The organism is Pseudonocardia sp. ICBG162, assembly GCF_020496225.1.
Lineage (GTDB): Bacteria > Actinomycetota > Actinomycetes > Mycobacteriales > Pseudonocardiaceae > Pseudonocardia > Pseudonocardia alni.
Map to the genome: position 1 here is coordinate 858,376 of NZ_JAHLJD010000017.1, position 14,459 is coordinate 872,834.

Consider the following 14,459-nt stretch of genomic DNA (forward strand, 5'->3'; position numbering starts at 1 on the left):
CTGAGTTCAATGTAGGTTGCGGGGGTGACCCCGCGCTACGAGGACCTGCGGTACACGACCGGCGACGGGCTCGCCCGGATCGAGCTGCACCGGCCGGACGCCCTGAACGCCTGGACCCCGCAGATGGGCTCCGAGCTGCTGGACGCGGTCCGCCGCGCGTCGGCGGACGACACGGTGCGGGCGGTGCTCGTCACCGGTGCGGGCCGCGCGTTCTGCGCGGGCGCCGACGTGAAGAACGCCCGCGACCTGACCCCGGAGGGCGACCCGGACCTGTCGAGCCGGCTGCGCGAGATCTACAACCCGATCGTCACCGGGATCCGGGCCGCGCCGAAGCCGTTCGTCGCCGCGGTCCAGGGCGCCTGCGCCGGGCTCGGGGTGTCCCTCGCCCTGTCCTGCGACCTGCTCGTCGCCGCCGACGACGCCTACCTGCTGCTCGCCTTCGTCCGGATCGGGGTGATGCCCGACGGTGGGACGACCGCGTTCCTGGCCGAGCGGATCGGGCTGACCCGGGCCGCCGAGCTGTGCATGCTGGGCGACCGGCTGCCCGCCGAGACCGCGCTCCGGTGGGGCCTGGTCAACGCCGTGCACCCCGTCGGGCGCCTCGCCGAGGAGGCGGAGACCCTCGCGCAGCGGCTCGCGCAGGCGCCGACGGTCGCGCTGGCGAGCACCAAGCAGGCGCTCGGCGCCGCGGCCCAGCGACGCCTCGCCGACCAGCTGGAGCTGGAGGCGACGCTGCAGCAGCGCCACGCCACGACCCACGACTACGCCGAGGGCCGAGCCGCGTTCGTCGAGAAGCGGCGGGCCGTCTTCCGCGGGTGCTGACCCGCGGGGGACGGCCCGCCGTCCCCTCAGAGCCGCTCGATGATCGTCGCGTTGGCCATGCCACCGGCCTCGCACATCGTCTGCAGGCCGTAGCGGCCGCCGGTGGCCTCCAGGTGGTGCAGCATCGTCACCAGCAGCCGGGTCCCCGACGAGCCGAGCGCGTGGCCCAGCGCGATCGCCCCGCCGCGCGGGTTGAGCCGGGCCGGGTCCGCGCCGAACTCGCGGGCCCAGGCCAGCGGGACCGGCGCGAACGCCTCGTTGACCTCGTAGGCGTCGATGTCGCCGATGCCCAGGCCGCTGCGGGCCAGCACCGCGTGCGTGGCCGGGATCGGCCCGGTCAGCATCATCAGCGGGTCGTCGCCGACCACGGAGAACGCGTGGAACCGGGCGCGCGGGCGCAGGCCCAGCTCCACGGCGCGGCGCTCGCTCATGACCAGCACCGCGGACGCACCGTCGGTCAGCGGCGAGGAGTTGCCCGGGGTGATCTTCCAGTCGACGTCCGGGAAGCGGGCGACCGCCCCGTCGGTCCGGAACGACGGCCGCAGCCCGGCGAGGCCCTCGGCGGTCGTCGTGCCGCGGACGGTCTCGTCGGTGACCAGGTCCGGTGCCTCCGGGACCGCGACGACCTCGGCGTCGAAGCCGCCCTCGGCCCAGGTCGCCGCGGCCCGGCGGTGCGACTCGGCGGAGTAGGCGTCGAGCTCGTCGCGGTCGAGCTTCCAGCGCTGGGCCACGAGCTCGGCCGAGATGCCCTGGTTGACCAGGCCGTCCGGGTAGCGGGCCGCGTGCCGGGCCCCGGCGCCGGCGCGCGCGCTGCCGATCGGCACCGCGCTCATCGACTCCACCCCGGCCGCGATCACGACGTCGTGCACGCCGGCCATGACCGCCTGCGCGGCGAACGCCGCGGCCTGCTGGCTGGACCCGCACTGCCGGTTAAGGGTGGTGCTCGGCACGCTCTCCGGGAACCCGGCCCCGAGCACCGCGTTGCGCCCGATGTTGCCGGCCTGCTCCCCCACCTGCTGGGCGCAGCCGACGATCACGTCCTCGACCAGCGCGGGGTCGATGCCCGCCCGCTCGACCAGCGCGACGAGCTGGCCGGCGAGCAGGTCGGCCGGGTGCACCCCGGACAGCCCTCCCCCGGCCTTCCCCTTGCCGACCGGGGTCCGGACGGCCTCGACGACGACGGCGGTGCCCATCAGAGCCGCTCGATGATCGTGACGTTGGCCTGGCCGCCGCCCTCGCACATGGTCTGCAGGCCGTAGCGGCCCCCGGTGCGCTCGAGCTCGTGCAGCATCGTGGTCATCAGCCGGGCGCCGGTCGCGCCGAGCGGGTGGCCCAGGGCGATCGCCCCGCCGTTGGGGTTGACCTTGGCCGGGTCGGCGCCGGTCTCGATCAGCCAGGCCTGCACGACCGAGGCGAACGCCTCGTTGATCTCGACGGTGTCGATGTCGTCGATCGTCAGGCCGGTGCGCTTGAGCGCGTACTCGGTGGCCGGGATGGGCGCGGTCAGCATCCACACCGGGTCCGAGCCGCGCACCGACACGTGGTGGATCCGCGCCCGCGGGGTCAGCCCGTGGTCGCGCACCGCCGACTCCGAGGCGATGAGCAGCGCCGCCGTGCCGTCCGAGACCTGGCTGGACACCCCGGCGGTGAGCCGGCCGCCGTCGGTCAGGGTCTTCAGGGCGGCGAGCTTCTCCAGGGAGGTGTCGGCCCGCGGGCCCTCGTCCCGGACGACCTCGCCGAAGGGCACGATCTCGCGGTCGAACCGGCCCTCCTCGATCGCGGTGAGCGCGCGGCGGTGGCTCTCCAGCGCGAAGACCTCCATGTCCTCGCGGGAGAGGTTCCACTTCTCGGCGATCATCTCCGCGCTGCGGAACTGGCTGATCTCCTGGTTGCCGTAGCGGGCCTCCCAGCCGACGCTGCCCGTCCACGGGTCGGTCGCCCCGAACGGCTCGCCCGCGGTGAACGAGGACAGGATCGGGTACTGGGACATGACCTGCACGCCACCGGCGACGACGAGGTCCTGGGTGCCCGCCATGACCGCCTGCGCGGCGAAGGAGACCGCCTGCTGGCTGGACCCGCACTGCCGGTCGACGGTGGTGCCGGGCACGGACTCGGGCAGCCCGGCGACCAGGGCCGCGGTGCGCGCGATGTCCCCGGCCTGGGCGCCGATGGTGTCCAGGCAGCCGTAGACGACGTCGTCGATCGCGGCCGGGTCGACGCCGGTGCGCTCCACCAGCGCCCGGATCGGGTGCGCGCCGAGGTCCGCGGGGTGCACCGCGGCCAGGCCGCCCTTGCGCCGGCCCACCGGGGCCCGGACGGCGTCGACGATGTAGGCCTCGCCCATGAGTTCCTCTTCCTGCGTCGATCAGTGGCCCGCCGCGACGGCCGCGGCGTTGCGCTCCTCGGCGAACGCGAGTGCGTCCGCCCAGCTCGTGCGGCGTCCGATGCGGACGCGGTACTTCATGACGTCGGCGCGACGGTCGAGCGTCAGCGCGCCGGTCAGCCGGTCCCCGGTGCGGTACAGGGCCACGAAGCGGCCCTCCTCCACCGAGCCGGAGACGACCCGGATCTCGTCGGCGGCGGCGACCCCGACGAACTGGATGCGGCTGGAGTACCAGTCCGACCAGAAGTAGGGCACCGTCTCGTAGGGCGTCGCCGCGGCCGGGTCGAGCGCGTTCCGCGCGGCGCGGGCGCCCTGCTCCGCGGCGCTGGTCCAGTGCTCGATGCGCATCAGGCCACCGGTCGGCAGGTCGGCGAACAGCGGGTTGCGCCAGCGGACGACGTCGCCCGCGGCGTACACCCCGGGCAGCGCGGTCGCGAGCGTCTCGTCGGCGAGGACGCCGTCCTGCAGCCCGACGCCCGAGCCCTCCAGCCACTCCGTGTCCGGGGTGGCCCCGATCCCGGCGACGACGAGGTCCGCGGGCAGCACGGTGCCGTCGCTCAGCCGGACACCGGTGACCCGGTCGGTCCCCTCCACGGCGTCGACGCCGACGCCGCAGCGCAGGTCGGTGCCGTGTGCCTCGTGCAGCCGGGACAGCGCCGCGCCCATCTGCTCACCGACGGCACGCACCAGCGGGGTGGGCAGCGCCTCGACGATGGTGGCGGACAGACCCCGCCTGCGGGCCCCGGAGGCGACCTCGGAGCCGATGAACCCCGCGCCGACGACGACGGTGCGGGCCCCCGCGTCGAGCGCGGCCCGCACGGCGGCGGCGTCGTCGAGGGTGCGCAGGGTGTGCAGCCCGGCGAGGTCGCCGGGCAGCCTGCGGGCCCGCGCACCGGTGGCGACCACCAGGGCGTCGTAGCCGATCCGTCGGTCGCCGACGACGACCTCGCGGGCGTCGGCGTCGAGCCCGGTCGCGGGCGCACCCAGCTCCAGGTCCACGCCGAGGTCGGAGCGCAGGTGCTCCTCCTCGCGGAAGCGGACGTCGGGGGCCTCCCCGTCCTCGAGGAAGGCCTTCGACAGCGGCGGCCGGTCGTAGGGCAGGTGCGGCTCGGCGCCGACCAGCGTCACCGGGCCGGTGTGGCCGGCGTCGCGGGCGGCCTCGACGGCCCGCAGACCGGCGAGGGACGCCCCGACGACCACCAGACGGGGACCGGAACGCGGCGGCATCGCAGCACCTTTCGTCGACCAGATTTGAATCGAGAATAAACTTATGCGAGATTCGACGTCAACGCCGGGGACGCCGTTCGGGAGGACGCGATGCACGCAGACCGAGCCACCTACCGGGTCACCGAGGGGGTGGCCGAGATCAGGATGACCCGCCCGGACGCGGGGAACGCGATCGATCCGGCCATGGTCGAGGCGCTCGACGCCGCGATCCGCACCGCGGAGACCGACGACACCGTGCGGTGCGTGCTGCTGACCGCCGACGGCCCGGCCTTCTGCGTGGGCGGTGACCTGCGGTTCTTCCGCAGCAACCTCGACGCGCTGCCCGAGCACCTGGACTCGATGATCAGCACCTGGCACCGGTCGGCCCTGCGCAGGCTGTCCGCGCTGCCGGTGCCCGTCGTCGCCGCCGCCCGCGGCGGGGTCGGCGGCGGCGGGCTGGGCCTGCTGTGGGGCGCCGACGTCGTGGTCCTCGCCGACGACGCCAAGCTGGCGACCGGCTTCACCCGGCTCGGCATGACCGGGGACGGCGGCAGCTCCTGGTACCTGCCGCGGCTGGTGGGCCTGCGCCGCGCGCAGGACCTGATGCTGCGCTCGACGCCGGTCGGCGCCGCCGAGGCCCTGGAGTGCGGGCTGGCCTCACGGGTGGTGCCCGGCGCCGAGCTCGAGGACACCGGCTGGGCGCTCGCCCGGGAGTTCGCCGCCGGGCCGACCTGGGCCTACGGCGGGATCAAGCAGCTGCTGCGCGACAGCGGCGACCGCACGCACGCGGACCAGCTGATGGCCGAGTACGAGCTGATGAGGGCCGGCGCCGGCCGCGCCGACGTCCGGGAGGGCATCACCGCGTTCGCCGAGCGCCGCGCCCCGGAGTTCGACGGCCGATGACCGCAGGAGAGGACACGATGGGCACGACCGACGACGAGACCGTGGTCCGCCGCCTCTACCCGGCGCTGGCCGAGGGCGACCGGGAGACCCTCGACGCGATCCTGCACCCCGACTTCGTCGGCGTGCTCGCCGACGGCATGCCCGGCGGCGTCGGCGGTGAGCACCGCGGCGCCGAGGCGATGCGCCGCGACGGCTGGGGCGGTATCGCCCGGAACTTCGCCGCCCGCGCCGAGCCGGAGCGGTTCACCCCGACCGCCGACGGCCGGATGCTGGTGAGCGGGCGCTACCGGGGGCGCGGGCGTCGCGGCGGCGGCGCGCTGGACGCGGCGTTCACCCACGTCGTCACCGTCGCCGACGGCAGGCTCACCCGGCTCGAACAGCTCACCGACACCGCGCGGTGGGCCGCGGCGGCGCCGCCGTACACGACCCTCGACGTGCGGGTCGCCGACGGCGTCGCGACCGTGCGGCTGGACCGGCCCGAGAAGCACAACGCCGTCGACGCGACGATGGGCGCCGAGCTCGCCCGGGCCGTCGACGCGCTCGCCCGGGACACGACGGTGCGCGCGGTCCTGCTGACCGGCGGGGAGAAGGTCTTCAGCGTCGGCGGCGACATCGGGCTGTTCACCGGCTGCCCGCCCGAGGAGCTGCCCGCGCTGCTGCGCGACCTCACCGACCTCTACCACCCCGCCGTCGAGCGGTTGTCCACGATGGACGCCCCGGTCGTCGCCGCGGTGCACGGCGCCGCCGCCGGGGTGGGGCTCGGCCTGGTGTGCGCCGCGGACGTCGTCGTCGCCGCGCAGGAGGCGGTGTTCACCACCGCCTACGGCGGCATCGGGCTGACCTCCGACGCCGGGTGTCCTGGTTCCTGCCCCGGCTGGTGGGCCTGCGCCGGGCGCAGGAGATGTTCGTGACCGGGCGCCGGCTCACCGCGGCCGAGGCGCTGGACTGGGGCCTGGTGACGACGGTCGTCCCCGACGGCGAGGTCGACGCGGCGGCACGCGACTACGCGGCGTCGGTCGCGGCGGGGCCGACGCGGGCGTTCGGCGCGGTGCGGCGGCTGCTGCGGCAGAGCGGCGACACCGACCTGCACACGCACCTGGCCGACGAGCAGGACTCGGTCGTCGAGGCCGGGCGCGGCAGCGACCTCCTGGAGGGCGCGCGGGCGCTGGCCGAGCGCCGGCGGCCCCGGTTCACCGGGGCCTGAGCGCGGCGGGCCCGGCCCCGACGAGGCGCAGCGCGAAGTCCGCGAGCTGCCAGGCGACCTCGTTCTCCCCCGGGCCCGCGTCGTCGCGGAACCACACCGCGACGCCCATCCCCTGGTCGAGGATCGCGTACGACGCGAGCTGCGGCGACGCGACCGAGAACACCCCGGCGTCGGCGCCCTCGGCGATCAGCCGCCGGAAGCGCTGCTCGTAGTCGGCGCGCCTGCCGAGGATCTCCGACCGGTGCGGCTCGGTCAGGCTGCGCAGCTCCCGGTTGCCGACGAAGGCCTCCACGCGGTGCCGGGCGTGGTAGCGCACGTGCGCCTCGACGGCGCGGCGCAGCCGTTCGACCGGGTCGTCGATCCCGGCCACCGCGGCGTCGTGCTCGCGGATCAGCGCGTCCATGGTGGCGTCGATGACCGAGGCGAGCAGCTCCTGCTTGGAGCGGACGTGCTTGTAGAGGCTCGGCCCGCGGATGCCGACGGCGGCACCGATGTCGGCCATCGTCGTCGCCTCGTAGCCGCGGCGGGCGAACTCCGCCAGCGCCGCCGACCGGATCTGATCGCTCCGCACGGCTAGCAGTCTATAGCCGTGGTGTGAGATGTGGCTCCCGACGCTGTCCTCGCATGGTGCGATGCTGCTACAAGATGGCTAACACCCATTAGCCGATGGAGGAGACATGGCGGTCGACCTCGCCCAGGACGCGCACGTACAGGACCTCGCGGAGCGGACGGCACGCTTCGTCCGGGAGGTGGTGGTCCCGGTCGAGGAGGCCCACGGCGGCGTCCTGCCGTCGGACGGGGAGCGGGTCCGGCTGCAGGACGCCGCCCGCGCCGCGGGGGTGTTCGCCCCGCACGCCGCCCCCGAGTTCGGCGGGCACGGCCTGGACATGTGCGGCCGCGCCGCGGTGTTCGAGGAGGCCGGCTACTCGCTGCTCGGCCCGATCGCGCTGAACATCGCCGCCCCCGACGAGGGCAACATCCACCTGCTCGAGCGGATCGCCTCCGAGGACCAGAAGGTCCGCTACCTCGCCCCGCTCGCCGCCGGGGACGTGCGCTCGTGCTTCGCGATGACCGAGCCCTCCCCCGGCGCCGGGTCCGACCCCGACGCGCTGTCCACCACGGCCACCCGGATCGACGGCGGCTGGCGCATCGACGGCCGCAAGTGGTTCATCACCGGCGCCGACGGAGCCGCGTTCGCGATCGTCATGGCCCGCACCACCGGCTCCCCCGGTGACCGCGGCGGCGCGACGATGTTCCTGGTCGACGCCGGCAACCCCGGCATGACGATCGGCCGCCACATCCCGACGCTGGACGAGTCGCTCTACGGCGGGCACCTGGAGGTCGAGTTCTCCGACTGCCGCATCACCGACGACGCTGTGCTCGGCGAGGTCGACGAGGGCTACCGCTACGCCCAGGTCCGCCTCGGCCCGGCCCGGCTGACCCACTGCATGCGCTGGCTGGGCATCGCGCGCCGTGCGCAGGACATCGCCGTGGCCTGGGCGGCGGAGCGGCAGGTGTTCGGGTCACGGCTGGCCGACCTCGGGATGGCGCAGGCGATGATCGCCGACAACGAGATCGACATCGCCGCCGCGCGCGGGCTGATCCTGCGCGCCTGCTGGGAGCTCGACCAGGGCCGCCCCGCCGGGATGGAGGTCTCGATCGCGAAGACGTTCACCGCGGAGGCCGTCTGGCGGGTCGTCGACCGGGCCCTGCAGCTCAACGGCGGCCGCGGCGTCTCCGGGGACGTCCTGCTGGGCCGGTTCCTGCGCGAGGTGCGCCCGTTCCGCATCTACGACGGCCCCTCGGAGACCCACCGCTGGTCGATCGCCCGCCGCGCCGTCGCGCGGGCCACCCGATGAGCCCCGACGGCCTGGACCTGGCCGCGCTGGACGCCTTCCTGGCCGAGCACGTCGACGGCTACCGGGGCGGGGTCACCGCGGAGCTGGTCTCGGGTGGGCGGTCGAACCTGACCTACCGGGTCACCGACGGCGAGCACGTCTGGATCCTGCGCCGCCCCCCGCTCGGAACACTGACCCCCTCGGCGCACGACATGGGCCGCGAGTACCGGGTCGTCGCCGCCCTCGCGGGCAGCGGGGTCCCGGTCGCACCGGCGGTCGCGCTGGCCGACGACGCGGTACTCGGGGTGCCGTTCGCGCTCACCGGGTTCGTCGACGGGATCGTGGTGCGCAGCGAGGACGACCTCGCCGCCCTCGACGACCCGACCGTGCGGGCGACCGCGTTCTCCCTGGTCGACACCCTCGCCGCGCTGCACGCCGTCGACGTCACCACCGGCCCCCTGGCCGAGCTCGGCCGCCCCGCCGGATACCTGCGCCGCCAGGTCGAACGCTGGTACGGCCAGTGGCAGCGCGTCGCCACCCGCGAGCTGCCCGACGTCGACACCCTGCACGGCCTGCTCGACGCGACCTGCCCGGCCGAGAGCGACCACGCCGTCGTGCACGGGGACTTCCGCATCGACAACGCCATCCTCGACCGCGACGACCCCACCGTGGTGCGCGCACTGGTCGACTGGGAGATGGCCACCCTCGGCGACCCGCTGGCCGACCTGGCCCTGCACGTCGTCTACGGCGACCCCGTGTTCGCCCCGGTCCTGGCCGGGGCCGCGGCCTCCACCAGCCCCCGCATGCCGGGTGCCGACGAGCTGGTGGAGCACTACGCCGCGTCGTCCGGGCGCGAGCCGCGGGACTGGGCGTTCCACCGCGGCCTGGCCTACCTCAAGGTCGCCGTCATCGCCGAGGGCATCCACGCCCGGCACCTGCGCGGCGACACCCGCGGCGACGGGTTCGCGACCGTGGGCGAGGCGACCGCACCGCTGGCCGCGGCCGGGGTCGTCGCCGCCCGCGGTTGAGCGACGGCGGGCCGGGCCGGCCTGCGTGGCACGGCCCGGCCCGGCCGTCAGCGGACCTGCGCCGGCGCTCCGGCCGTGGCCGGGGCCGACGGCCCGACGCGGGCGGGTGCGGTCTCCGCGGCGAACCGGCTCGCCCAGGTCGAGATGATCCCGAGCAGCACGAACAGACCCGCCGGGCCGTACCAGCCGAGGAGCCCGTAGAGCGCGGTGGCGACGAAGGGCAGCAGACCGGCGACGACCGCGGCCGCGTTGTAGCCCAGCGAGATGCCCGAGGACCGCACGTCGCGCGGGAACTGCTCGGAGAACCAGGACGCCTCGACCGCGAAGATCGGGTCGTGGCTGAAGAGCAGCCCGAGTGCCACCGCGACGACGACGGCGATCGCGGCACCGGTGTTGACCAGCAGGAACATCGGGACACCGAACAGGATCGTGAACACCGACCCGAACAGGAACACCGGCTTGCGCCCGATCCGGTCCGACAGCGCCCCGAAGGCCAGGTGGCTGACCAGCCCGAGCGCGGACCCGACCAGGGTGCCGATGAGCACGGTGGTCCGGTCGGTCAGCGAGGCCAGCACGACGTAGGACAGCATGAAGCTGGTGGTGATGTAGTAGCCGCCGGTCTCGGCCAGACGCAGGCCGACGATGCGCAGGACGATCCGCCAGTCGTTGCGGAGGACGTCGAGGGCGGGGGTCTTGCGGATCTCGCCCGAGGCCTTCATCGCGTCGAACTCGGGCGACTCGGCGACCCGCATCCGGATGAACATGCCGACGCCGACCATCACCGCGGAGGCCAGGAACGGCGCGCGCCACACCCAGTCGCCGGTGAACATCTGCTCGGAGAGCAGGAAGGCGCCGTTGGCCAGCAGCAGACCGGCCGGGATGCCGATCTGGGGCACCGCGCCGAAGAAGCCGCGCCGTCGTTCCGGGGCGTGCTCGACGGCCATGAGCACCGCCCCGCTCCACTCGGCCCCGAAGCCGATGCCCTGGGCGATGCGGAGCACGACGAGCAGGATCGGGGCCAGCACACCGACCTGGGCGTAGGTGGGCAGGACACCGACCAGGACGGTGGCGACGCCCATCACGATGAGCGACCACATCAGGACGCGCTTGCGTCCGAGGCGGTCGCCGTAGTGCCCGGCGAGGTAGCCGCCCAGGGGGCGGAAGACGAAGCCGATCGCCAGCGTGGCGAACGAGGCCAGGACGCCGATCAGGGCGTTGTCGGTGTGGAAGAAGACGGTGCCGAAGTAGGCGGCCGCCGCGGTGCCGTAGATGAAGAAGTCGTAGCTCTCGACGGCGGTGCCGATCATCGAGGCGACGGAGACCTTCTTCGGGTCGTCCTTGCCGGCGACGCTGCCTGCGGTCGGGGTCATCGTGCTGCTCCTGTCGGGGGTGCGGTCAGTAGGTCTCGATCACGCGCGAGTCGTCGCGATGCAGCAGCCCCGCCCGGCTCGCGCGGAGGAAGCGGTCGTGGGCCGCGGCGAGCAGCGGGGTGTCCGCGCCGGCCGTCGCGGCGGCGTCGGCGACGAGGCCGGAGTCCTTGACGAAGATGCCGACGGTGCTGGTCACCTCGACGTCGGTGGCCGCGAGCATCCGCGGGCCGCGGTCGGTGAGCATCCAGGAGCCGCCGGCCCCGCCCTCGACGAGCGAGAGCACCTCCGCCCGGTCCAGCCCGAGCCGCCCGGCCAGGGCCAGCGCCTCGGCGGCCGCGGCCAGGTGCACCGAGCACAGGTGCTGGTTGACGATCTTCACGGCCTGGCCGTCGCCGGGGTCCGTGCCGACCCGCCGCACCGTGCCCATCGCGCCGAGCACCGGGGCGGCGGCGTCGACGTCGGCGGCGGGCCCGGCGGCGAACAGCGTGAGCTCCCCGGTGCGCGCGCGGGCGACGCCGCCGGTCACGGGCACGTCCAGGACGGTCGCGCCGGCCCCGGTCAGGCGCCGGGCCTGGGCCCGGACGGCGTCCGGGCCGACGGTGCTCATCACGATCCAGCACCGGCCGGTGAGCCCGTCCACGGTGGCGGCGCCGACCAGGTCGTCGAGCTGCTCGGGGGTCGCGACCATCACGACCACGACGTCGGCGGGGCCGGCCGCGGCGAGGTCGGGGACGACCGTCAGGCCGGTCCCGGCGGCCCGCTCGACCGCGGTGGGTGCCGGGTCGACCCCGGTCACGGTGAACCCGGCGCCGACGAGACGGGCGGCCATGGGCAGGCCGATCGCGCCGACTCCGACGAACACGATGTGCATGGCGGTGTGCCTCGCTCCTCCCGGCATGCGGAGTCCCCGGGCGGGCGCCGGGGGCCCGTCCGGTGGTGTGGGTGGAGGTCAGGGCTCGCCGACGAGCGAGGACCACACCTCGAAGTGGCGGCGCATCGCGGTCCGGGCGCCCTCGCGGTCGCGCTCGCCGATCGCCTCGACGACCCCGTAGTGGACGGTGTCGACGACCCGGGTCTGGCCCGGTCCGAGCGGGGTGCGGCGGACCGCACGGCGGCGGCGCTCGACGATCTCGTCGCGCAGCGCGTGGCTGAGGCCGTCGTGCAGCATCGTGAAGATGGGGTTGTCCACGACCTGGAACAGCCTGCGGTGGAACTCCATGTCGAGCTCGGCGGCCCGGACGTCGTCGCCGCCGCCGCTGGCCGTGACCATCCGGTCCACGAGGGCGCGGAGGTCGTCGACGTCGTCGGCGGTGGCGCGCCGGGCGGCCTCCTCGGCGACCGAGAGCTCCAGCATCTCGCGCGCGGAGCGGAACTGGTCGCCGCTGAGGTGGCCGAGCTGCTGGGACAGGTCGAAGTAGACCTGGATGAACCCGGCGTCGGGCACCCGCAGGTGCGAGCCCCGGCCCTGGGTCCGCTCGACGAAGCCCATCGCCTCCAGCATGGAGAGCTGCTCGCGCAGCGCTCCCCGGCTGATGTCCAGCGACGCGCCGAGCTCGCGCTCGGTCGGCAGCCGCAGGGTCCCGTTGCGGGGCTCCCGCGTCGCCGCACCGGCGAGCCGGTGCATCAACGCGGAGAGATCGACACCCATCGCAGGACCTCCTCGTCGTCCGGGGGCCGCCCCCGGGTCGCGACGCCGAAGGTAGGGCGCCCACCCTCACCCGTCAAGCATTGGTCAAACCTTTTATGACGCAGCAGGCCCCTCTATCGCCAGCTTCAGCAGATTGGTACAACCTTTGAACGTGGCGCTGCGCAGAGCGGCGGCCCGACCACCGACCGGAGGTGCCCGACGATGAGCTCACCCACGATCAGCCCGCCCGACACGCGGGCGGAGCGGATCCGCGCGGCCGCGACCCGGATCCGCCACCACGCACTGACCATGGGCGAGGTCCAGGGGCAGGGCTACATCGGCCAGGCGCTCGGCGTCGCCGACGTGCTCGCTGCCTTCTACGCCCGCGGCGACGGCGAGCTGACGCTGCGCCCGCAGGAGCCGGAGTGGGACGGCCGCGACCGGTTCCTGCTGTCCGTCGGGCACTACGCGATCGCCCTCTACGCCGCCCTCGCCGAGGCCGGGACGATCGGCGAGGACGAGCTGGAGACCTACGGGTCCGACGGCTCCCGCCTCCCGATGTCGGGGATGGCGTCCTACACCCCCGGCATGGAGATCTCCGGGGGCTCGCTCGGGCACGGTCTCGGCGTCGCCTGCGGGATGGCGCTCGGCCTGCGCCACCGCGGCAACCCGGCCCGGGTGGTGAACCTGCTGTCCGACGGCGAGCTGGACGAGGGCTCCACCTGGGAGGCGGCGATGGCGTGCGCCCACCACGAGCTCGCCGCCGTGACCGCCGTCGTCGACGTCAACGGGCTGCAGGCCGACGGCCCGACCGGCGGGGTCCTGCGGACCGAGCCGGTGGCGGACAAGTGGCGCGCGTTCGGCTGGTTCACCCAGCGGGTCGACGGCAACGACGTCGACGCCCTGCTGGCCGCCCTCGACCGCATCCGCGACCACACCGGCGGCCCGTCGGTCCTGATCTGCGACACCCGCACCGGGCGAGGCGTGCCGTTCCTGGAGGAGCGCGAGAAGGCGCACTTCCTGCCGGTGGCCGCACACGAGTGGGCCGCCGCCCACGACGCACTCGAGGGGATCGCGCGATGAACACGACCACCGGACCGCGCAGGCGGCTCACCACCTCGGCGATGATCGCCTCGTTCGCCGACCCCGACCAGCGGACCGTCGGTGCACCGTTCGGACACGCGCTGAACCGGCTCGCCGACGAGCGGCCCGAGATCGTCGGCCTGTCGGCGGACCTCGCCAAGTACACCGACATGCATGTCTTCCGCGACGCCAACCCCGACCGCTTCTTCCAGATGGGCATGGCCGAGCAGGCGATGCTCGGCGCCGCCGCGGGCATGGCCGAGGTCGGCCTGGTGCCGTTCGCCTCGACCTACTCGGTGTTCGCCACCCGCCGGGCCTACGACTTCCTGTGCCTCGACATCGCCGAGCCCGGGCTGAACGTCAACGTCGTCGGCGCGCTCCCCGGGCTGACGACCGGCTACGGCCCCAGCCACCAGGCCACCGAGGACCTCGCGATCCTGCGTGCCTGCCCGAACCTCACGATCGTCGACCCGTGCGACGCGACCGACATCGAGCAGGCCGTCCCCCAGCTCGCCGACCACCCCGGCCCCACCTACCTGCGACTGCTCCGCGGCCGGGTCCCCGCCGTCCTCGACGAGTACGACTACCGCTTCGAGCTGGGCCGGGCGGCGCTGCTCCGGCCCGGGCGGGACGTCCTGTTCGTCTCGACCGGGCTGATGACCATGCGCGCGCTGCAGGCCGCGTCCCGGCTGGAGGCCGACCACGTCGACGCCGCGGTGCTGCACGTGCCGACGGTCAAGCCGCTGGACACCGAGACGATCCTGCGGGAGCTGCGGACCGACCGGCTCGTCGTCACCGCCGAGAACCACAGCGTCGTCGGCGGGCTGTCGGAGTCGGTCGCCGCGGCGGCCGCCTGGGCCGGGGTCGCGACCCGCATCCGGCCGGCGGCCCTGCCCGACGAGTTCCTCGCCGCGGGCGCGCTGCCGACCCTGCACGACCGCTACGGCCTGTCCACCGACGCGCTCTGCGCACAGGTGAAGGCCGAGCTGTAGGGC

13 protein-coding genes and 1 pseudogene are annotated in these 14,459 nt (G+C 74.7%); 7 read left to right on the top strand and 7 right to left on the bottom strand.

The genetic code is table 11. From position 1 onward, the window contains the following. Positions 1–24 precede the first annotated feature (24 nt). Positions 25–822: an enoyl-CoA hydratase/isomerase family protein gene (locus tag KPL60_RS18200; protein WP_226366570.1), complete on the top strand. Its 798-nt coding sequence runs from the start codon at positions 25–27 to the stop codon at positions 820–822. A gap of 26 nt (positions 823–848) precedes the next feature. Here KPL60_RS18200 and KPL60_RS18205 read toward each other — a convergent pair whose 3' ends face one another. From KPL60_RS18205 to KPL60_RS18215, 3 genes are read right to left on the bottom strand one after another with little or no spacing between them, the layout of a single operon-like run. Further along, positions 849–2,015 carry a thiolase family protein gene (locus tag KPL60_RS18205; protein WP_226366571.1) on the bottom strand — a complete coding sequence of 389 codons (1,167 nt, stop codon included), beginning with the start codon at positions 2,013–2,015 and terminating at the stop codon, positions 849–851. Beyond that, positions 2,015–3,166 (bottom strand): acetyl-CoA C-acetyltransferase, encoded by a 1,152-nt coding sequence (locus KPL60_RS18210; protein WP_226350362.1) that lies wholly within the window; start codon positions 3,164–3,166, stop codon positions 2,015–2,017. The genes KPL60_RS18205 and KPL60_RS18210 overlap by 1 nt, the downstream gene beginning before the upstream one ends. A 21-nt stretch (positions 3,167–3,187) precedes the next feature. Further along, complete coding sequence (locus tag KPL60_RS18215) at positions 3,188–4,432, bottom strand: NAD(P)/FAD-dependent oxidoreductase (protein WP_226366572.1); 1,245 nt, start codon at positions 4,430–4,432, stop codon at positions 3,188–3,190. A 90-nt stretch (positions 4,433–4,522) separates the two neighbouring features. On the opposite strand from KPL60_RS18215, the gene KPL60_RS18220 reads away from it, so the two are divergent. Then, positions 4,523–5,314: an enoyl-CoA hydratase/isomerase family protein gene (locus KPL60_RS18220; protein ID WP_226350360.1), complete on the top strand. Its 792-nt coding sequence runs from the start codon at positions 4,523–4,525 to the stop codon at positions 5,312–5,314. Between the two features lie 17 nt (positions 5,315–5,331). After that, a pseudogene (locus KPL60_RS18225) lies at positions 5,332–6,518 on the top strand (enoyl-CoA hydratase-related protein). On the opposite strand, the gene KPL60_RS18230 reads toward KPL60_RS18225, so the two are convergent. Continuing rightward, the gene (locus tag KPL60_RS18230; protein ID WP_226350358.1) at positions 6,505–7,089 is read right to left on the bottom strand and encodes a TetR/AcrR family transcriptional regulator; all 585 of its coding nucleotides are present in this window, start codon (positions 7,087–7,089) and stop codon (positions 6,505–6,507) included. The pseudogene KPL60_RS18225 and the gene KPL60_RS18230 overlap by 14 nt on opposite strands. A gap of 106 nt (positions 7,090–7,195) precedes the next feature. Between KPL60_RS18230 and KPL60_RS18235 the strand changes: the two genes are divergently transcribed. Both KPL60_RS18235 and KPL60_RS18240 read left to right on the top strand, forming a co-directional pair. Next, positions 7,196–8,377 carry an acyl-CoA dehydrogenase family protein gene (locus KPL60_RS18235; RefSeq protein WP_226350357.1) on the top strand — a complete coding sequence of 394 codons (1,182 nt, stop codon included), beginning with the start codon at positions 7,196–7,198 and terminating at the stop codon, positions 8,375–8,377. Then, positions 8,374–9,384, top strand: a complete 1,011-nt coding sequence (locus KPL60_RS18240; RefSeq protein WP_226366573.1) for a phosphotransferase family protein — start codon at positions 8,374–8,376, stop codon at positions 9,382–9,384. The genes KPL60_RS18235 and KPL60_RS18240 overlap by 4 nt, the downstream gene beginning before the upstream one ends. Positions 9,385–9,431: 47 nt before the next feature. Here KPL60_RS18240 and KPL60_RS18245 read toward each other — a convergent pair whose 3' ends face one another. The 3 genes from KPL60_RS18245 to KPL60_RS18255 form a co-directional block, all read right to left on the bottom strand. After that, the gene (locus tag KPL60_RS18245) at positions 9,432–10,754 is read right to left on the bottom strand and encodes an MFS transporter (RefSeq protein WP_226366574.1); all 1,323 of its coding nucleotides are present in this window, start codon (positions 10,752–10,754) and stop codon (positions 9,432–9,434) included. A gap of 25 nt (positions 10,755–10,779) precedes the next feature. Further along, complete coding sequence (locus KPL60_RS18250; RefSeq protein WP_255655971.1) at positions 10,780–11,625, bottom strand: NAD(P)-dependent oxidoreductase; 846 nt, start codon at positions 11,623–11,625, stop codon at positions 10,780–10,782. 78 nt (positions 11,626–11,703) lie between these two features. Further along, on the bottom strand, positions 11,704–12,402 hold the full coding sequence (locus KPL60_RS18255; RefSeq protein WP_226350353.1) for a FadR/GntR family transcriptional regulator: 699 nt from the start codon (positions 12,400–12,402) through the stop codon (positions 11,704–11,706). Between the two features lie 201 nt (positions 12,403–12,603). Between KPL60_RS18255 and KPL60_RS18260 the strand changes: the two genes are divergently transcribed. Together KPL60_RS18260 and KPL60_RS18265 are read left to right on the top strand one after the other, a co-directional pair. Continuing rightward, on the top strand, positions 12,604–13,464 hold the full coding sequence (locus KPL60_RS18260) for a transketolase (RefSeq protein WP_226350352.1): 861 nt from the start codon (positions 12,604–12,606) through the stop codon (positions 13,462–13,464). Continuing rightward, positions 13,461–14,456 (top strand): transketolase family protein, encoded by a 996-nt coding sequence (locus KPL60_RS18265; RefSeq protein WP_226366576.1) that lies wholly within the window; start codon positions 13,461–13,463, stop codon positions 14,454–14,456. The genes KPL60_RS18260 and KPL60_RS18265 overlap by 4 nt, the downstream gene beginning before the upstream one ends. Positions 14,457–14,459: the final 3 nt, after the last annotated feature.